This is a genomic window from Chryseobacterium sp. GVT01B (genome assembly GCF_019970045.1).
In the GTDB taxonomy this organism is placed as follows: Bacteria; Bacteroidota; Bacteroidia; order Flavobacteriales; family Weeksellaceae; genus Chryseobacterium.
The window spans coordinates 405,735-426,565 of record NZ_JAHXYI010000005.1; the positions used below are offsets into that span (position 1 = coordinate 405,735).

Here is a 20,831-nt window from a genome sequence, read left to right on the forward strand (position 1 = left end):
AAATCTCTGTTGATACTTTTTCATACTTATGAGTAAACTTTCAAAATACCCGATCCTCCTTTTCTTATACTGCGCAGCAGCACTTTTTACGCTCTATTATTGTAAAAATGATAAACAGCAGCCCGTACATGAAGATCTTGGTTCTGTAAAAAACAGGATTATCAAAACCAATACTGATTTTGAAAAACAGATCAATGAACTGAAAGCCCTTGTTTCTAAAGATTCTGACGAAAAACTTCTTCAGGAAAAATTTCAGGATATCAGAAAAACCTACAAAAAAATGGAATGGGCTGTAGAATACTTCCTTCCCCACTCTGCGAGATTTATCAATGGTCCTGCCCTTCCTGAAATAGAAATGGACGAGCATACAGAAATTGAACCCGAAGGACTGCAGGTTCTGGAAGAGATGTTTTATCCCTATAATAAAGGAAATAAAGATGAGGTGACCAGAATGCTCAATAAGCTCATCAATAAAAGCAATACCATAGCCACCAACTTTCAGGTAATTACGATTAGTAAAGACCAGGTTTTTGATGCGTTAAGACAGGAAGCTTTCAGGATTTCAAGTTTGGGAATTGCAGGTTTTGACACTCCGGTTTCCGGAATATTTTTACAGGAAATGCCTTCTTCGCTGGAAGGAATCAAAGAGACACTGGAACAAATTTCCACTGAACGTTCGAAAGACAAAGCTTTAAAAAGTATCATTACAGAAATTAATTCAGCCATTGAAGTTCTGAAAAGAAACACAGACAAAAACACTTTTGACTACGCCAGTTTTATCCCTGATCATTTGAATAAGATCACCACTTTGATGCTGGATTTTAAAAACCAGGAGAAAATTCCGGATGTTGAGGTAACGACAGCTTTAAACAAAAATGCGGCTACATTCTTTGCTAAAAATGCTTTTAATCCCAATGCATTCACTCCAGGAAAAGAATATGAATTCTCTGAAGAAAAGGCAGCTCTAGGGCACCAGCTTTTTAATGATAAAATCCTTTCCAACAACAATAACCGAAGCTGTGCAACATGTCATATTCCTGAGAAAGCATTTACTGACGGGCTTGCCAGATCTATGTCCCTGGAAAATTCGGAACTTGCAAGAAATGCTCCTTCTCTCAACTATGCAGGTTATCAACATGGTCAGTTCTGGGATATGAGAAAGGACGACCTGGAAGGACAGAGTTCGGATGTGATCTCCAATAAAGAAGAAATGCATGGTGATCTGAATGTCATTCTCGCCAAAATCAATCAGGATAAAAACTATCAGGCGGCATTTAAAAAGATTTATCATTCTCAAAAAACAGAGGTTTGGCAACTTCAGAATGTCCTGGCAAGTTATATTCGTTCTTTGTCAAAATTCAATTCTGCTTTTGATGATTATATGAGGGGAAATAAGTCGGCAATGACGGATAGCCAAAAACGTGGATTCAATCTTTTTGTTGGAAAAGCCCAATGCGCAATATGTCATTTTGTTCCTTTATTCAATGGTACAGTTCCTCCTAATTTCAAGAAAACCGAACAGGAGGTTTTAGGAACGGCAGTCAATGGTGAAAATAAAACCTTTGACAATGATCCGGGAAGAGGAAAATTTCATGAAACAGTACCTTCATTGCAGCATTCCTTCAAAACGCCTACGCTTAGAAACATCAATAAAACAGCTCCTTACATGCATAACGGAGGATACAAAACATTGAAAGAAGTTATGAATTTTTACAATAAAGGCGGTGGAAAAGCTTTTGGATTTAAAGTAGACAATCAAACACTCTCCGACACTCCGTTACAGCTTACTGATAAGGAAATAGATGATATTATTGAATTTATGAAAGCCTTGGATGATCAATAAACTATCAAAAACAAAATAACAAGTGATCAAAAACTCTTGAACGAACCGGGTTCAGGAGTTTTTTTATTGGAAATTTCCATGAAATACAGAAAGACTACCTAAGTGTTCTCATCATTCAATTTTATAAGGTACAAAGTCCATGAAAACATTAGATTAAATCAATGTTATACTATGTTAAAAACTTTTCCAGAACAATAAATATCATTAATTTTGACCTAGTAATATTACATGAAAAGGGGTTTACTGTTATTATTTTTTCTGATCTGCTTTTTGGGGTATTCGCAATCAAAAATTAAGATTGTGGATGACGCCAGTCAAAAGCCTGTTTTTAATGCAAAAGTATCCTGTGACAACACCGTCATTGGATACACTAATGAACAGGGCGTTCTGGAATTTAAAACAGGATGCAAAAACATTGATATTGACGCTGATTCTTACCAGAAAGAAACGATATCAGTGGAGAGCAGTATGGAGATTTCCCTGCTCAAAAAGTCTTCAAAAACCACCAGTATTGAAGCTGTAGTTATTGAAGATAAAAGTGATCCCCGGGCTTTGGAAATTCTGAAAAAAGTGAACAAACTTTTTAACGAAAACTCTCCAAAAAGTTTGGGTTCCTACTCTTATAAATCTTACGAAAAAATATCTCTGGATATTGATGAGGACAGTCTTACACAGTTTAATCAATATTTCAATGATTTAAATATTTTCAAGAAAAAAAGGGAAAAAGACTCGTTGAATAATATTTCCGCAAGAAAAGTATTTTCAAAAAGTAAACTTTTTCTCTGGGAAAGGGCACAGGAGTTTTTATATTCCAAAAAATATGGTGAAAAGATCAATATTCTGGACAACAGAATTTCTGGTCTGAAGCAGCCTATCTATGAAATGATCGCACTCCAGCAGAGTAACAGGGACATTGTTCCTGAGCAGGTGAAGCCCGAAAACAGAGGATTGTACAGGTTCTTTCTTTCGGATACCGTTACTCTTGACGGGAGAAAAAACTTTGTGATCCGTTTCCGTGAAGTCAATTACAAAAAACCAGACAGAAAAAGAAAGTATAACGGCGCCATTTATGTAGATACGGAAACCTACGGAATCAAAAAGATTGAAAATTTCAGTAAAAATAAAAACGACGGAATTATCACCAGCACATGGGTATTCTACAATAACAAATGGTTCCTCGCCCATGAAAAAACAAAGCTTAAAATGGGTAAAATGGCGATGGATGACAAGGAACATGCTGATGATAAGAAAGACAAAAAAAGCTTTGGCACCTATGCTTTCCTCACCTCAAAATATTTTGATTTTGAAGCTCCTATCGAAGAGAATCCCAAAGATTTCAAAGGCTATACTTTCTCCGTAAAAAATATTGACGGCCATTCTCTGGACCGTTACAGAACGGAACCTCTTACGGAAAGAGAACAAAATACCTATAAGACCATCGACAGTTTAGGTAAAAAATATAAAATTGATACCAAAGCACAGATTTTATCGGGATTACTGAACGGGCAGATCAGAGTAGGATCTGTAGACTTTGCCGTAGATGAAGTTGTCAATTATAACTCCTATGAAGGTTTCAGATTAGGTTTAAAAGCCAAACTGAATGAAAATTTTAACCCTTATTTTTCACCGGATTACTACTTTGCCTATGGGGTGAAGGACAGAAAATGGAAATATGGAATGGGGCTTGACATGAAAACCACACTGGAAAAAAACTCAATTTTCAGATTTGAGGTGTATGATGATGTAACAGCCTCTGGGGAATTCAACCGCAAGTTTTGGAATTTCAAAATGAGAACGATGAACTTTGGGAATAATCTAAACAATGACAAGTATTTTCACTTTAAAGGAATGTCATTATCTTATCTGAACGATGTCACAAACGGTCTTACTCTTGCCCTTGCTGTAAGAAGAAATACAGAACAAGCAGAGTTTGATTATCAGTTCAGAGACAGAGGAACTTCCTATCGAAATTTCAACACGCTTTTCACCTTAAAATATTCTCCGAATTCTACCAATATTATGACTCCACAGGGAAAATCTCTGATTGACCAGAGATATCCTGAGCTCTATTTTAATTATGAACAAAGTTACAAAATGCTGCAGGGAGATTTTAGCTATTCCCGTTTTGATGCGCTGTTTGTTCATAATTTCAAAACACCAATCGGAACTACCGGTTTCAGATTGTATGGAGGTGCTGTTTTGGGCGGAGCTCCTATCTGGAAAAACTTTACGATGAACGGATTGGCCTCTCCTGGTAAAGACTTTAATTTTAACCTTACTTCTTACCTTGGGTTTGCTACTCTGGAGGGTGGAAAATACTATAATGACAGATTCGTAGCGTATTACTTTACACACAAACTGCCATGGTATTTCAAGAGTTTCGGGCATAATGTTTCCAGCTTTGATTTCGTCTTAAGAGGGACTATCGGAGATATGAAACATCCGGAATATCATCAGTTTAAGTTCAGAAAACTGGATCACCTGTATCAGGAAGTAGGTTTGGAATGGAACAATTTCCTTTCCAGCTATTTTAATCTGGGCTTATTCTACAGAGTGGGTTATTATGCGACTCCGCATTTCAGAGAAAATTTTGCCATCCAGTTTAAGCTTAAGTTTCTTGAGTTTTAATACCTAAAAAATACAAAATCTTTATTTTTGAATCAAAATTCAGAAATATTCACCGATAATATATAAAAAGAACATGCAGAAAATCGAAATCAAAGCAGAACAGTTTTTTGAATTATTAAAATTAAAAGACACTCCGATGTGGGAAATTTTCTCACAGATGATTGATGGAAATGAAAAGGAAATTATCTTTTTAGACCATGAAGACAAGATCCTTTTTAATTATTTTTTGCCTTCTACACAGGAAAAACTGGAAGAAGACAGAAAAGAGTTTTCAAAACAGTTTTCAGATAAATTAGCTAACTTCAATTAAGAGCTGCCATGAATAAAAATTATGTTTTTTCTTTACTTGGGCTCTTCATATTTGCCTTTGGAAGCGCTCAGAATTATAAGAAGCCTTTGGTTTCCGCCATCAAAGAATCTGATCTACGCAACGATATGTACCAGCTTGCTGCAGACCAGTTCTGGGGACGTGAAGCCGGAACGCTGGATGAATTGAAAGTTTCTATGTGGCTGGCAGACAAAGCCAAAGAAACAGGAATGAAACCCGCCGGAGATAACGGAACTTTTTTCCAGTTTTTTGATATGTACAGACATCAGGTTATTCCTCAAAGCAGCCTAAAAATTGGAGATACCAGTCTGAAACTATGGAAAGATTTTCTTGTGGCTGAACCCGTAAATGCTACTGTAGATGCAGAAATAGTGTATGCCGGAAACGCAGAGCCAGAAGATCTTGCCAAACTGAATATCAAAGGAAAAGTTCTTGCCGTAAATGCTTCTGACAAAAATATCTCAAAAGATATGACCCTTTTTGTAAGAAGGTATCCCGGATTTGTAAGAAATAAATATTACGATAAAGCTTTTCAACTGGGAGCAAAAGCCATTATTTTCATTACCGATGATACCTCTGAAAAAAGCTGGATAGAAGTACTGCCTCAAATGACAAGAGGAAGCTATGGTGTAGAAGGATTAAGAGAAAAAATCACGAATAATATTCCTGTTTTATGGATTAAAAGAGAAAATGCAGGCTGGGTAAAAAACAATCCTAAAACGTCTCTGAACCTGATCACTGAATCCTATAAATATCCATCTGTTAATATTATTGGGAAAATAGAGGGTACAGATCCGGTTCTTAAAAATGAATATGTTTTGCTGAGCGGACATCAGGATCATGACGGGATCAGACATCCTGTAAAGAACGACACGATCTACAACGGTGCTGATGATAATGCAAGTACCTGTGTTGCGATGTTGGCAATGGCCAGAGCTTACAAAAAACAGCCGGGAAAAAGAAGCATTCTTTTCGTTTTCCATGGGGCTGAAGAAAGAGGTTTGCTGGGTTCAAGATGGCATGCAGCCCATCCTGTAGTTCCGAAAGAGAAAATTGTAGCCGTTCTGAACGGTGATATGATCGGAAGAAATGACAATAATGAAGCTGCTTTATTGGGAGGAAATGCTCCTCATAAAAATTCTGAAGAGCTCGTAAAAATGGCTGAAGACGCCAATAATGAAAGTACAAAATTCAAATATCTGAAAGATTGGGATTCTCCAAGCCATGCAGAGTATTTCTACTTCAGAAGTGACCATCTTCCATATGCGAAAATTGGAATCCCTTCGATATTCTTCACCAGTGTACTGCACGATCAATATCATACACCACAGGATGAATCTGAAAATATCAATTACAAAAAGCTGTATAAAATGACGGAATGGATGTATAGAACATCCTGGAAAGTGGCTAATGAAACTGAGCGTCCGAAAGTAATTTCAAATTTTTCGCTTGAAAGATAACTTGTAAGGAAAAAGAATTGAACCATTAAGAAGAGTTTAGAATTTAAGGAAAGTTAAGATTCAAATAAATTTGAATGAAGCATTCCGCTTAACTATTCTTAAAAACTTAATCATCCTTAATGGCTCAAAAAAATATTTTTATTTAATCATTATTGTCGAAAAATAAAGAGCTTCACAGATTGTGAAGCTCTTTTCATCATTGTGTTTTTAGAATCTGTTTTTAAAACGAAATAATTTAATATTGGATATGATTATATGATTTGGAGCCATTAAGATAAATTCAGGATTTAAGGAAAGCTAAGATTCAACCCTGTTGAATGAAGCTTTCTGCTTAATTATTCTTAAAAACTTAATCATCCTTAATGGTTTAAAAAATTTTAAATAAGCAAATTCATCAGAGAAGGATCATTGTTCAGATAGTTGACAAAGAAATCATATTGTTTCATCTTATCGATCAAAGGAGTGAAATCTTTATTTTGCTTCAAAGCAATTCCTACGACTGCAATACCTTTTTCTTTTGAGTTCTTTTGGGTGTATTCAAAGTAGGTAATATCATCATCAGGGCCTAAAACATCCATCACAAAAGCCTTCAATGCTCCCGGACGCTGTGGAAATCTGACCAGGAAATAATGTTTTAACCCTGCATGAAGCAATGCCTTTTCCTTGATTTCTTCCATACGGGTAATGTCATTATTGCTTCCGCTGATAATACAAACGACATTTTTCCCTTTTATCTCTTCTTTATACCTATCTAAAGCTGCCACTGAAAGCGCTCCCGCGGGTTCTACCACGATAGCATCTTTATTATACAGTGATAATATGGTTTCACAGACAAGTCCTTCATCTACTGTAGCCATATCGTACAGGATATTTTTACAGCGTTCGAAAGTGAGGTCTCCTACTTGCTGTACCGCTGCTCCATCTACAAAACGGCTTATCTTTTCAAGAAGAACAGGTTTTCCTTTTTCAAGGGCTTTTTTCATGCTTGCTGCTGCGGAGGGCTCTACACCAATAATTTTTGTTTGCGGGGACAAATGCTGAAATACCGTACAGACTCCTGCTGCCAGCCCACCACCACCTATCGGAACAAAAAGGTAATCTACCATACCTTCTGACTGTTCCAGAATTTCGAGTGCCATTGTCGCCTGCCCTTCAATAATAGCAGGATCATCAAATGGATGAATAAATACACTGTTATGATCTTCGCAAAACCTCATCGCTGCATCTTTCGCCGCATCAAAAGTATCTCCGAAAAGGATAACATCTATGTATTCTCCTCCGAACATCTTTACCTGTTCAAGCTTTTGTCCGGGTGTTGGTAAAGGCATGAAAATAGTTCCTTTTACCTTCATGGTCTGACATGCAAAAGCAACGCCCTGCGCATGATTTCCGGCACTGGCACACACCACTCCTTTTGAGAGTTCTTCCTTTGACATCGTTGCCATCTTATTGTACGCTCCTCTGATTTTATAGGATCTTACCCTTTGAAGGTCTTCTCTTTTGAAACAGATATTCGCGTCATAAATGGCTGACAGATTGTTATTGACAGCCAAAGGCGTTTTTACCACTACATTTTTTAATCGTTCCTCCGCTTTATAGACATTCTCTAAAACGGAGGAACTTATTCCCTCTTTCATCATCTTGTATAAGTATTAATTGTTTTCGGGTCTCAGGCTTCGTACGGTCTTGCCGGCCTTCCACATTTCGCTTTCTCTTAACTCGGTAAGTTCAACTTCCAGTTTCTCACGATAATCAGGCTTGCTGTTACTGTCGATCGAGCGCTGCGCTTCATTTCCTTTGGCAACGTTATCATACAACTCTTCAAACAGAGGAGAAGTGGCATCTCTGAAACGCTTCCACCAATCCAAAGCTCCTCTCTGAGCGGTTGTGCTGCAGTTGGCATACATCCAGTCCATCCCGTTTTCTGCTACCAATGGCATTAATGACTGGGTAAGTTCTTCTACGGTTTCATTAAAGGCTTCGGAAGGACTGTGTCCGTTTTTTCTCAATACATCATACTGAGCGGCAAATATTCCCTGTACAGCTCCCATCAATGTTCCTCGCTCTCCGGCAAGATCGCTGTAAACTTCTTTTTTAAAATCGGTTTCAAAAAGATATCCGCTTCCTATTGCAATCCCCAATGCAGTTACTCTTTCTCTTGCTTTTCCTGTTGCATCCTGATACACGGCAAAACTGCTGTTCAGACCTCTGTCCTGCAGAAACATTCTTCTCAGTGACGTTCCTGAACCTTTTGGTGCTACCAGAAATACATCTACATCGGCTGGAGGAACAATTCCTGTACGTTCGCTAAAGGTGATTCCGAAACCATGAGAAAAATACAGCGCTTTTCCCGGAGTAAGATGTTGTTTTACTTTTGGCCAGTATTCAATCTGTGCGGCATCGCTCAGAAGGTAGCAGATAATAGTTCCTTTTTCTAAAGCTTCTTCGATTTCAAATAAAGTTTCTCCGGGAGCAAATCCGTCTGCGATTGCTTTATCCCATGATTTGGAGTTTTTTCTCTGTCCTACAATGACATTAACTCCGTTATCTTTCTGATTCAAAGCCTGTCCGGGTCCCTGTACTCCGTATCCAATTACTGCTACGACTTCATTTTTTAATACTTCCTGAGCTTTTTCCAACGGAAATTCATTTCTCGTTACTACGTTCTCTTCTACTCCTCCAAAATTCAATTTTGCCATTTTTTTGATTTTATTTGTTATTGATTATGATGTTTACTTTTTATTCTAACTTGCGTATTCTATTGCCGTCAGATAAGGGGTTCTGTGATAATGTACTTCCAGAACATCTATCTGCTTTTCCATTTGTCTGCTGATTTTCTGAACGGAATCTTCCGTTTCTCTGATCACAATGACAAACTTTTTAACTTTTTCTATTTCTGAAGGACCTACATTAAAGGTTACCATAGAAATTCTTCTTCTTGAAAAAATAGCATTAATTCTTCCGATCAATCCTAAATAATCTTCTGTATACGCTGTAATGGTATATTCTTTATGATCTGTTTTCATCTTTTTATTTTTAAAATTTATTATTCAGTACAATTTCCGAAACACTTTTCCCCTGAGGAATCATCGGAAATACATTGTGCTCTTTTCCGGTCATAACTTCAAGAAGGAAAGATCCTTTGTGATCCAGCATTTCCCGAATCGCCCATTTCAAATCTTCCCTCTCAGAGACTCTGTTTCCGGGAATATTATATCCTTTTGCCACCTGAACAAAATCAGGACTCTGAATATCCACCGAGGAATATCTTTCTTCATGAAACAATTCCTGCCATTGCCTTACCATTCCCAGATAGCAGTTATTAAGGATTAGAATTTTAACCTCCGGATGATACTGCATAATGGTTCCCAACTCCTGAATATTCATTTGAGCACCTCCATCTCCCATGACAGCAATTACAGGACGTCCAGTCTCTGCATAGGATGCTCCTATTGCGGCAGGAAGACAGAATCCCATGGTTCCCAATCCACCACTTGTTACATTGGTACGGGGATTTTTAAATTTAGAATAACGGCATGTCGCCATCTGATGCTGCCCCACATCGGTTACAATTACCGCCTCTCCTTTTGTCATCTCGTTCAGATAGCGGATAACTTCTCCCATTGTAATTTCTCCTTCTTCAGGAAAAAGTTCTGTATTGATGAGGTTGATACTTTCAATTTCATGACAGCTTTTAAATCTTTCATGCCATTCCGGGTATTCTCTTTTTGTAATCCATTTTGTAAGAAACGGAAGTGTATGTTTACAGTTTCCAAGAACCGGAACATCTACTTTTACATTTTTATTGATCTCTGCCTTATCGATGTCCAGATGAATGATTTTTGCCTGCTTCGCATACTGATCCAATTTTCCTGTTACACGGTCATCGAAGCGCATTCCGACAGCAATCAAAACATCACATTCGTTGGTTAAAATATTCGGTCCATAGTTTCCGTGCATTCCTACCATCCCAACGGCTTGTGGATGATCGGTAGGAACAGCACTCATTCCCAGCACCGTCCATGCCACCGGAATTCCTGATTTTTCGGCAAATTCTAAAAACTCTTTTTCAGCTTTCCCCAACATAATCCCTTGCCCGGCGATAATAAATGGTCTTTCTGCCTCATTGATCAGCTGTGCCGCTTTTTCAATATTTTCAAAACAAGGATCCGGATCTGGTTTATAACTTCTCAATGAATGACATGGAGAATATCCTTTATAATCAATAGATTGCAGCTGAGCATTTTTAGTAACATCAATCAATACAGGACCTGGACGGCCTGATTTTGCAATGTAAAATGCTTTTGCCAGTACTTCGGGAAGCTCATTGGCATCGGTAACCTGATAATTCCATTTGGTAACCGGGCTTGTAACATTCATTACATCTATTTCCTGAAAGGCATCGGTTCCCAGAAGATGTTCAAAAACCTGTCCTGTAATACAAACCAAAGGGGTATTATCCAACAAAGCATCCGCTAATCCCGTAACAAGGTTGGTTGCCCCCGGACCGCTTGTTGCCAAAACAACTCCTACTTCTCCAGATACTCTTGCCAGACCTTGTGCCGCATGTACCGCTGCCTGCTCATGACGCACCAGAATATGTTTCAGCGTTTCCCGATAATCATAAAGGGCATCGTAGATAGGAATAATAGCCCCGCCAGGATATCCGAAAACTGTTTTTACGCCTTCGTTAAGAAATGCTTCCAGAATGATCCGGCTTCCGCTAAGTTGTATTTCTGTTGATAAATTCAGGTTTTCCATATACTTTTATTGAGTGATTTCGTCCGTTACACAGCCTTCAGCAGCCGATGATACTGTTAATGCATATTTATAAAGCAGTCCTTTCTGTACTTTAAGAGGTGGTTTTTGCCATCCTTTTTTTCTTCTTTCAATTTCTTCGTCTGAAACTTTGAGCTGTATGGTATTGTTTACGGCATCAATTTCAATCAGGTCATCATCGTTTACAAAGGCTATCAGACCTCCTTCGTGAGCTTCCGGAGTGATGTGTCCCACTACAAAACCATGGGTTCCTCCGCTAAACCTTCCGTCTGTGATTAGGGCAACACTGCTTCCAAGACCAGCCCCAATCAACGCACTTGTAGGTTTCAGCATTTCCGGCATTCCGGGAGCTCCTTTCGGACCTTCATTCCGGATGACGATGACATCACCATGTTGTACGGTTCCGTCCTGAATTCCTCTGATCAGATTTTTTTCACCATCAAATACGCGGGCTTTTCCTACGAAACATTCTCCTTCTTTCCCTGTAATTTTGGCAACACTTCCTTTTTCAGCAAGGTTTCCGTACAGTATTCTCAGATGTCCGGTAGCTTTTACAGGTTCTGAAAGAGGTTTTATGATTTTCTGTGTATTAAAATCCAGATCAGGAACATTTTCTAAATTCTCAGCTAATGTCTTTCCGGTTACAGTGAGACAATCACCGTGTAACAGTCCTTCTTTTAAAAGATATTTCATTACCGACGGTATTCCTCCGTGCTCATATAAATCCTGCATCAGGTATTTTCCGCTTGGTTTAAGGTCCGCCAGAACAGGAGTACAGTCACTCATCTTTTGAAAATCATCTTGATCCAGTGACACCCCAACACTTTTTGCCATGGCTATAAAATGTAAAACAGCATTGGTACTTCCTCCCAAAATAACAATCATGCGCAGTGCATTTTCAAAAGCTTTTCGGGTCATGATATCGGAAGGTTTGATATCTTTTTCCAGTAATATTTTCAGATATTTTCCCGCTTCATGACATTCTTCCTTTTTTTCTTTGCTTAAAGCGGGATTAGAAGATGAATACGGAAGGCTCATTCCTAATGCTTCAATCGCAGAAGCCATTGTATTGGCAGTGTACATGCCTCCACATGCTCCTGCTCCGGGACATGAATTTTTCACAACACCATCAAAATCTTCTTCTGTAATTTCTCCTGCAATTTTTTTCCCTAAGGCTTCAAAAGCTGAAACGATATTAAGCTGTTCACCTTTATAACAGCCTGGAGCAATTGTTCCTCCGTACACCATGATGGATGGTCTGTCTAATCTTCCCATTGCGATAATGGTTCCCGGCATATTTTTGTCGCATCCTGGTAATGCGATTAATCCGTCATAATATTGGGCTCCACAGATTGCTTCTATACTGTCGGCAATTACATCACGGCTCACCAGGGAATAACGCATTCCGTCTGTTCCGTTGCTCATTCCGTCGCTTACGCCAATGGTATTAAATATCAGTCCGGCCAATCCATGCTCCCAAGTTCCTTCTTTTACCATTTTAGCGAGATCGTTGAGGTGCATATTGCATGTATTTCCATCGTATCCCATACTGGCAATTCCAACCTGGGCTTTGTGCATATCTTCTTCTTTAAATCCTATCCCGTACAACATTGCTTTGGCTGCGGGCTGCTCACTGTTTTGTGTGAATGTTTTTGAATATTTATTTAGCATATTATTCTTCATTTTCTTTTCTTCTCATCTGCTTAAAGCGATTTTTTTTATTTAATTTTCAGCCAAAACTACAGCTTGTAATATTTCTTTCATTTCTAACTTTCCTAAAAACTACAATATCCAATCATTAAAAAAACAGATATATTTATTTGATAATCAGATATTTAAATTCTAAAAATTTACAATGACAGAACTCTTACCCTTTTCAAATAAGCCTGCTGCACCTTCTCACTTACTGTATCTTCCCAGCTTTTTGTAAAAGGGACATCATCCAGGGAATCCAATGCCACAATTTCTGCTGCTGTACCACAGAAAAAACCAGCATCTGCACCACGCATTTCTTCAGGTTTGAAAAAGGATTCTTTAACGGGAATATCAAGCTCTTCACAGATTTCAAAAACCGTTTGTCTTGTAATTCCCGGAAGGATACTTCCTTTGCCCGGAGTAAATAAAGTACCGTCTTTTTCGTAGAAAACATTCGCTCCTGAACTTTCTGCAACGTTTCCATTTTCATCTAAAACCAACGCTTCATCATACCCTTTGTCTTTGGCATCCTGACAGGCAAGTATTGAGTTTACATAATGTCCTCCTACTTTGGCTTCCACTTTAAATGCCTTCGGATTTGGGCGTTGAAAGGAGGAAGTCATGATTTTCATTTTATCTGCGAGATAGCCTTTGCTCCATTCCCAGGCCAGAAGTGATAAGTAAGATTTTTGACCTTTTGAAAGTGACATATTGGGTGAACATGTGACCAACGGACGGATGTAAGCATCAGTGAAACCGTTACGTTCCAGAAGTTCATAGGTAAGTTCTGTAAGTTGCTCGGCAGAATAATCGAAGGGAATATGCATCAATTCTGCTGATCTTTTCAGTCTTTCGTAATGTTCTTTTGCTTTGAAAATCTGGGTTCCGTTATCTGTGCTGTAGGATTTTATGCCTTCAAAAACAGAGTAACCATAGTGAAGAGACTGTCCGTACAGATCCATTCCGGCATCTTTGGCTTTCATAAATTTTCCATCAAAGTAGATAATCGTGTCGTCGTTGTAATACATGTTATAGAGGTTTAAAAAATTAACAAAAGGGAATAAAAAAAGCCCTCTCACGCTGTGAGAGGGCTCAATATATGTACAGTCATACATCTTCCATCTCACAGACGCAAGGGAATAATAATGACGATAATAATTACTGATAATAACTGATACATATTTTTACTATAAAAAATTAAAACAAAAAAACCGCTTCAATATTTGAAACGGTTCTATATATAATTTAAATTAAAATCTATCTAAAATGCCGTTTCCTTCCTGCTGTTAATGACAGCAGCAATAATAGAAATGACAATAATATTTTTTTGATTCGTGAAATTCATACTGCAAATGTATAAACTTTTTAATTACTCACAAGTTTTTTTCGCACTTTTTATTTTTTTCGTAAAAACTGAGTCACAGTTTCCTTTGCTTCAGCGACTTCATGAACTCTTAAAATTTTTGCACCCTGCTCCAAAACTTTCATGTGAAGTTTCTGTGTTTCTTCATTGATATCCAGAGGTGATTTTCCCAGTGGTTTATAAATAAATGACTTTCTGGAAATCCCTATCAGTAAAGGAAACCTTCCGAATCCCAGATATTCAACTTCATGGATCATTTTCATCTGATCTTCCACTGTTTTTCCGAATCCAAAACCGGGATCAAGGATAATATCATTCACTCCTTTTTCTAAAAGTTCTTTTGTTTTTTGTGAAAAATATCTGTTAACCTCCAATGTTATATCTTCAAATCTGATCTTATCATGCATAGTATCATAAGAAGGATTTACGTGCATCAAAATGTACGGAAGTTTTGTCTGAGCTGCTGTATCAAACATTTCTGCATCATACTGACCTCCAGAAATATCGTTGATCAAATCTATGCCTTCATTGAACCCAAACTTTACAGTTGCGGCATAAAAAGTATCAAGGGAAATCAGGGATTCCGGGAATTCTTTTTTAATCAGAGAAATGATATTTCCAATTCTTCTTATTTCTTCTTCAGCACTCAAGAACTCTGCGTTAGGACGTGTAGACTGAGGTCCGATATCCAATATTTCCGCTCCATTTTTCAACAGTTTTTCGGCATGCTCCAGAGCAGCTTTTTCGGTATTGAATTTTCCGCCGTCAGAGAAAGAATCCGGGGTCAGATTGAGGATTCCCATGATTTTTGGGGTATCAAGTTGTACTAAACGACCGTTACAGTTGATTGAGTAGGTTGGAGAGTCTGAGTGTGGGAGAGTTGGAGAGTTGGAGAGCATGGGAGTTTATAATTGATGAATGATAATTGATAAATGATTTTGTATTCTGCAAAATTAGTGATTTATAGCTTTTAAGAGATAAATTGAGGCTGGAAGTTGGAAGATGGAAGCTGGAAGTTAGGCCAGACAATCAAACATCCTTACTCTCGAACACTCCCACTCTTACCCCAAAATCCCGTATCCCGTATCCCGTATCCCGAAACTAATCAAACTCTCAAACCCTCCGACTCTCCGACTCTCCAACTCTCCAACCTTCTCACTCACAAACTCACCTCCTCAAATTCAAAAATCTAAAACCGAATTCGTATATTTGGAAGATTAAGAAAATTTATGCTAAAAACATCAGTACAGTTCGAGAAAGTTATCAGTCAGTGTCGTGATCTTTTCGGTAAAAAGTTACAGGATTATGGAGCTGCATGGAGAGTGCTAAGACCGAGTTCCATTACAGATCAGATTTACATCAAAGTCAACAGGATCCGCACGCTTCAGATGACCGATAAAAAAATGGTGGATGAGAGTGAGGAAGATGAATTTATCGCTATTGTGAACTACTCTATCATTGGACTTATTCAGCTTGAGAAAGGGCTTTCCAATGATTTCAATGAAAATAAAGAAGAAATTTTAGGTCTGTATGACAAATATTCCAACGAAGCGAAGACTTTAATGGAAAGAAAAAATCATGATTATGGTGAAGCATGGAGAGATATGAGAATCTCTTCCATCACAGATCTTATTTATCAGAAAGTATTAAGAACTAAACAGATTGAAGACAATCAGGGAAAAACAATCGTTTCGGAAGGGCTTGACGCCAACTATTTCGATATGCTGAACTATGCGGTCTTCTGTCTGATCAAGTTCTCGGAAAAAGAAAATCAATTCGAACCCAAAAATATTTAATATGCTTAAAGGTTTATTACGCTTTATTATTGCTGTTATTTTTATCCTTTCAGGCTTTGTGAAAGCCGTGGATCTGGTAGGTTTTTCTTTCAAAATGGAAGAATATTTTGCCCCTCCGGTATTCAATATGCCATTTTTAGAAAAGTTTGCGCTTCTGTTTTCCATTATAGTGGTGGTACTGGAGCTTTTCCTGGGATTTATGCTGCTGCTTAAATTAAAGCCTAAATTTACCTTATCCATATTAATAGCGCTTTGTATTTTCTTTGGATTTCTTACATTCTATTCAGCGTATTTCAATGTCGTAACAGATTGTGGATGTTTTGGTGATGCGATCAAGTTTACACCTTGGCAGAGCTTCCTTAAAGATGTTGTACTTCTGGTAGGATTAATTATCCTTTTCGTTCTTTACAGAAAAGAATTCCGTAAAAAGGATGAGTATGGAGTTACCCAAAAAGAGTCTTCCAATACTTTTAAATATATTCTTTTAACTGTATTTTCTCTGGGCATGATTTACGTTATGGCACAGGGGATTATGCATGAACCGATCATTGATTTCCGTGATTATAAAATAGGAACAGACATTAAAGGTGAAAAAGTAAAAATCGAAAAAAACCCTTCTGAATATAAGACTTTTTATTCTCTGAAAAACCAGAAAACAGGAGCTGTTATTAAGGTAAATCAGGATGATTATATCAAAAAGACAGAATACTGGGCAGAAGGTTCTCCATGGAAAATTGAGGAAGGAAAAAATGAATCTGTGCTGATCAAAGAAGGTTACAAATCTGAGATTGTGAAATTTAAGATTGAAGATCCTACAGGAATGGAAGTTACGAACGAAATCATCAATGCTCCAAAAGCTGTTTTGGTGTTTTCTTATCATCCAAAAGATGTTCCTGCTGATCTGCTTCAGAAAGTGGAAGCTAAAGTAAATACACAGAAAGGAGCTCTAATCTATGGAGTTTCTACCTATCCGAATACTTTTAAAACGATTAAAAATGCAATGATGGACGGTACTGCCATCAAAACCATAGCAAGAAGCAACCCGTTTGTACTGATTCTTGAAAATGGAAAAATCATAGATAAACAGCCTGCAAAGGACTACGTTAATTAATTATAAATGATGAATGATAAATTATAAATGATAGGTCGTTACGAGAAAGAGTTGTCTTCAATTATCAACTATCAACTATCAACTATCAACTATCAACTATCAACTATCAAATTTAAACACTAAACTTAAACATACTAAGCTCATGCAAAAATCAAATAAATCAATCGCCGGATATCACTTATTAATGATCCTTTCTTCTGTAGACGGAGAGTTTGCTCCTGAGGAAGGAATGCTGGTGCAGCAATATATGGCGGATGAATTTCCGTTCAGAATGAATCTTGACAACGAATTGGAGACACTAGCTCTTTTACAGCCTGAAGAGTGGAAAGACCACTTTGAATTCCATGCAAGATGCTTCCATGAAGATTCTACTGAAGACGAGCGTGTAAAGTTTGTTCAGTTTGCAAAATCATTGATCAAAGCGGATAATAAAGTAACTGAAGAAGAGCATACGTTCTATGTTCTGCTGAAAAATCTTTGGGGATTATAGTACAACTACTAACAAAGTAAATAAATCAATATATAAATCTTATGAGAAGAAAAATAGTTGCAGGCAACTGGAAAATGAACAAAAATGTAATTGATGCACAACAATTGATGATTCAGTTACTAAGCTATAAAAACAACAATGCTACCAACTGTGAGGTTTGGATCGCTCCGCCTGCTTTATATTTAATGATGGCAAAAGACATCTTTGAAAAGGACGAAATCGGGGTATTTTCCCAGGACATGAGCGAGCATGAAAGTGGTGCTTATACTGGAGAAATTTCTGCTGATATGTTAGAATCTATCGATGCTACCGGCTCATTGATCGGACACTCTGAAAGAAGACAATATCACGGAGAAACAGATTCTCACTGTAACAGAAAAATCAAATTGGCTCTTGACAAAGGTCTTACACCTATCTATTGTAACGGGGAAACTCTTGAGCAGAGAAAAGCAGGACAACACCTGGAAGTGGTAAAAAATCAGACTGAAGTAGCGCTTTTCACACTTTCTGCTGAAGAAATCAAGAAGGTAGTGATTGCTTACGAACCTGTTTGGGCAATCGGAACAGGAGAAACGGCAAGCCCTGAACAGGCACAGGAAATCCATGCACACATCAGAAGTATCATCGCTGCAAAATACGGACAGGAAGTTGCTGATGAAATTTCAATCCTTTACGGAGGATCTGTAAAGCCGGACAATGCAAAAGAAATCTTCTCTCAGCCGGATATCGACGGAGGACTGATTGGAGGTGCTGCTTTGAAATTAGAGGATTTCTCTAAGATTATTGAAGGTTTTAACTAATATTGAAAATAATAGGTTCTGGCCAAAGTCTGTTCCTATTGATATAAAAACGGCGACATCTTCGATGTCGCCGTTTTCCGTTAAAAAAATCTAATTATTGAATATCGACTATATACATAGTTCCTTTGTCTACCTTCCCTGTTTTAGGAAGAATTTTAGCTTTAGGGTTTCCATTTCCATCATCCACAACTCCAAAGTCATCATCATTGAAAACAGCCAGTTTATTATTTCCCAAATAAACGATTCCCTCAAACTTATCATGTTCATAGCCCAGTTTGGCAACCAGATCCACCGCTAATGTTTTTGAAACAGCTTTTATCCCCGCATTGGTAATTTCATCCCATGAACACTGCTCTAAGGCTTTTCCATTGATTTTCATTCCGTCAACTGCATTAATGTCAGTTCCATTCACATCGGAAGCGTTGCTTAAATTTATTCTGTATACTTTTTTAATTCCTCCCTGAGATCCGAAATTTCCATCTCTTTCAATCACCAGGAATTCATTGTTACTTAAGGCCGTAATGTCACAAACTGAATCAGAAGCGCCTCCATCCTGTTTGTATAAAAACTGTTTGGTCTGCCCTGTAATAATATCAAATGTGACGATTCTCGTTAAAGTAGTATTGGTAGCCAATGCTTTAGTAGGTACAAGCATCATCGACTGTATGGTTCCTACCAGCGTTCTTCCATCCGGCGTAATGCAAAGTCCTTCCATTCCTCTGTTAGCCCTTCTTTTCGCCAAAACCGCAGGTAATTTTCTTGGTCCTGTATTTACACCCACCGGGCTTATTCTTTCCATTTCCATTCCGTCTGCACTATAATGTACAATATGTGGTCCGTATTCATCAGAAACCCAGAATGTACCGTCTGCTGCTGCGACAATACTTTCACTGTCTAATCCATATTGATCCGTCCCTAAAACATTTCCGGAAGCATCATAGGCTATTTCTCCGGTACTGCCCATTCCTACAGGGTTTGGTAATCCTGTAATAAGCTGTCCGGATGGATTTTTAAGTTTAATATATTTAATTACCTCTACATTTCCGTCAGCGTTGATTTTAAAATGCATGATGGTAGGCGTAAAGTTAGGAGCAAGGAACTTTTTCCCATTCTGAAAGTCAGTATTTGGTCCTCTGTCTGTTATGACGTAGAATTCACCTTTTCTTGTTGGGTGAGCTGCTGCTCCGGAACCAAATCCGCCATTGATGACATCTACTCCGTTGATCGTAGCCAGTTTTGTAAATGGAAATTCCTGAGGTAGTTTGGAATAATTAATATCCTGATTAATTATTGTGGTATCATCATCACTTTTACATGAAGCCAATACTGCCAGCACTACAGCAGACCATAGTAATTTTTTCATATTCACTTTTATGGCTGCGAAAATAGAGATTGATTATAAACTGATCTTGAATATAATGATAATTGTATTTTAACAATAGAATTACAAAATGAAATGAATATAAACAGAAAAAAGAGAATTTAAGAGTGAGTGATGAGAACATGGAAAACCACCCCGTCAAAAATTCTTTGAATTTTCGCCACCCCTCCAGAGGAGGGGAATTTTTACGTTTTCAACTGGGAATATGGTCTTCCGGATTGTAGATTTTTTCTGATGTATTATTCATGAGTGATTGTGGCTGGATTTCTACGGAATGACAAACTGTATAAATAAACTCTCATTTCAATTGTGTCATTCCGTAGGAATCTTAACACACAATAATTTGATTTAAATGAATGATGAAATTATAATCCAACAAAAAAACCGCACCAGATAGGTGCGGTTTCTTATGATTTTACAATCAATTATTTTTTCTCAGTAGATCTTTGCAGAACCTCATCTACCATTCCGTAGCCTTTTGCTTCTTCAGAAGTCATCCAGTAATCTCTGTCAGAAGATTTTTCTACCCACTCGTAAGTTTGTCCTGAGTGGTGACCAATGATTTCATAAAGTTCCTGCTTCAGTTTCAGCATCTCTCTCAAGTTGATCTCCATATCAGAAGCAACTCCCTGAGCACCTCCTGAAGGTTGGTGAATCATTACTCTTGAATGCTTAAGCGCAGAACGTTTTCCTTTTTCTCCGGCAACCAATAATACAGCTCCCATTGAAGCAGCCATACCTGTACAGATAGTTGCTACATCTGGCTTAATGATCTGCATGGTGTCATAAATACCTAAACCAGCATAAACACTTCCACCAGGAGAGTTGATGTAGATCTGAATATCTTTTGACGGGTCTGCACTTTCCAGGAATAAAAGCTGAGCCGTAACGATATTTGCTACCTGATCATCAATACCTGTTCCCAGGAAGATAATTCTGTCCATCATCAAACGAGAGAAAACGTCCATCTGAGCAACGTTTAATCTTCTTTCTTCCATGATGTACGGAGTAAGATTCGTTGGGCCATACATTCCCATATACTGATCGGTAACCAAACCGTTGTTTCCTAAATGCTTTACAGAGAAATCTCTGAAATCTTTTTTAATGTCCATATTTCTATTATGTATTATTTTTATACTATTCTCAATGTTTAAATT

17 protein-coding genes are annotated in these 20,831 nt (G+C 37.8%); 8 read left to right on the top strand and 9 right to left on the bottom strand.

Features of this window, described 5'->3' with window-relative positions; genetic code table 11:
• Positions 1-28: 28 nt before the first annotated feature.
• The 4 genes from LC457_RS14185 (at position 29) to LC457_RS14200 (ending at position 6,259) form a co-directional block, all read left to right on the top strand.
• Positions 29-1,843, top strand: a complete 1,815-nt coding sequence (locus LC457_RS14185; RefSeq protein WP_223600453.1) for a cytochrome-c peroxidase — start codon at positions 29-31, stop codon at positions 1,841-1,843.
• Between the two features lie 300 nt (positions 1,844-2,143).
• Positions 2,144-4,471 (top strand): hypothetical protein, encoded by a 2,328-nt coding sequence (locus LC457_RS14190; protein ID WP_223600454.1) that lies wholly within the window; start codon positions 2,144-2,146, stop codon positions 4,469-4,471.
• A 73-nt stretch (positions 4,472-4,544) separates the two neighbouring features.
• Entirely contained in the window at positions 4,545-4,781 is a 237-nt protein-coding gene (locus LC457_RS14195) for a hypothetical protein (RefSeq protein ID WP_223600455.1), read from the top strand.
• A gap of 8 nt (positions 4,782-4,789) precedes the next feature.
• Positions 4,790-6,259 (top strand): M20/M25/M40 family metallo-hydrolase, encoded by a 1,470-nt coding sequence (locus LC457_RS14200; protein WP_223600456.1) that lies wholly within the window; start codon positions 4,790-4,792, stop codon positions 6,257-6,259.
• Positions 6,260-6,636: 377 nt separating this feature from the next.
• Here the strand turns inward: LC457_RS14200 and ilvA are convergent, their stop codons facing one another.
• From ilvA to folP, 7 genes are all read right to left on the bottom strand, one after another.
• The gene (gene ilvA / locus LC457_RS14205; protein ID WP_223600457.1) at positions 6,637-7,899 is read right to left on the bottom strand and encodes a threonine ammonia-lyase; all 1,263 of its coding nucleotides are present in this window, start codon (positions 7,897-7,899) and stop codon (positions 6,637-6,639) included.
• A gap of 12 nt (positions 7,900-7,911) precedes the next feature.
• Positions 7,912-8,958, bottom strand: a complete 1,047-nt coding sequence (gene ilvC / locus LC457_RS14210) for a ketol-acid reductoisomerase (RefSeq protein WP_223600458.1) — start codon at positions 8,956-8,958, stop codon at positions 7,912-7,914.
• A 45-nt stretch (positions 8,959-9,003) separates the two neighbouring features.
• A complete protein-coding gene (locus LC457_RS14215; RefSeq protein ID WP_052186463.1) occupies positions 9,004-9,285 on the bottom strand; it encodes a hypothetical protein in 282 nt (93 codons plus the stop codon).
• 10 nt (positions 9,286-9,295) lie between these two features.
• The gene (gene ilvB / locus LC457_RS14220) at positions 9,296-11,020 is read right to left on the bottom strand and encodes a biosynthetic-type acetolactate synthase large subunit (protein WP_223600459.1); all 1,725 of its coding nucleotides are present in this window, start codon (positions 11,018-11,020) and stop codon (positions 9,296-9,298) included.
• Between the two features lie 6 nt (positions 11,021-11,026).
• Positions 11,027-12,709 carry a dihydroxy-acid dehydratase gene (gene ilvD / locus LC457_RS14225; protein ID WP_223600460.1) on the bottom strand — a complete coding sequence of 561 codons (1,683 nt, stop codon included), beginning with the start codon at positions 12,707-12,709 and terminating at the stop codon, positions 11,027-11,029.
• 179 nt (positions 12,710-12,888) lie between these two features.
• Positions 12,889-13,761: a branched-chain-amino-acid transaminase gene (gene ilvE, locus LC457_RS14230; RefSeq protein ID WP_223600461.1), complete on the bottom strand. Its 873-nt coding sequence runs from the start codon at positions 13,759-13,761 to the stop codon at positions 12,889-12,891.
• Between the two features lie 367 nt (positions 13,762-14,128).
• Positions 14,129-14,899 carry a dihydropteroate synthase gene (folP, locus tag LC457_RS14235; protein ID WP_223600462.1) on the bottom strand — a complete coding sequence of 257 codons (771 nt, stop codon included), beginning with the start codon at positions 14,897-14,899 and terminating at the stop codon, positions 14,129-14,131.
• 426 nt (positions 14,900-15,325) lie between these two features.
• On the opposite strand from folP, the gene LC457_RS14240 reads away from it, so the two are divergent.
• The 4 genes from LC457_RS14240 to tpiA all read left to right on the top strand — a co-directional run bounded on the left by LC457_RS14240 (position 15,326) and on the right by tpiA (position 18,293).
• Entirely contained in the window at positions 15,326-15,892 is a 567-nt protein-coding gene (locus tag LC457_RS14240; protein WP_223600463.1) for a DUF1599 domain-containing protein, read from the top strand.
• A 1-nt stretch (position 15,893) separates the two neighbouring features.
• On the top strand, positions 15,894-17,003 hold the full coding sequence (locus LC457_RS14245) for a BT_3928 family protein (RefSeq protein ID WP_223600464.1): 1,110 nt from the start codon (positions 15,894-15,896) through the stop codon (positions 17,001-17,003).
• A 142-nt stretch (positions 17,004-17,145) separates the two neighbouring features.
• Complete coding sequence (locus LC457_RS14250) at positions 17,146-17,493, top strand: TerB family tellurite resistance protein (RefSeq protein ID WP_034692300.1); 348 nt, start codon at positions 17,146-17,148, stop codon at positions 17,491-17,493.
• Between the two features lie 41 nt (positions 17,494-17,534).
• Positions 17,535-18,293: a triose-phosphate isomerase gene (gene tpiA / locus LC457_RS14255; RefSeq protein ID WP_223600465.1), complete on the top strand. Its 759-nt coding sequence runs from the start codon at positions 17,535-17,537 to the stop codon at positions 18,291-18,293.
• 94 nt (positions 18,294-18,387) lie between these two features.
• On the opposite strand, the gene LC457_RS14260 is transcribed toward tpiA, so the two are convergent.
• Entirely contained in the window at positions 18,388-19,656 is a 1,269-nt protein-coding gene (locus LC457_RS14260; protein WP_223600466.1) for an esterase-like activity of phytase family protein, read from the bottom strand.
• A 443-nt stretch (positions 19,657-20,099) separates the two neighbouring features.
• The gene (clpP, locus tag LC457_RS14265) at positions 20,100-20,786 is read right to left on the bottom strand and encodes an ATP-dependent Clp endopeptidase proteolytic subunit ClpP (RefSeq protein WP_034726592.1); all 687 of its coding nucleotides are present in this window, start codon (positions 20,784-20,786) and stop codon (positions 20,100-20,102) included.
• Positions 20,787-20,831 lie beyond the last annotated feature (45 nt).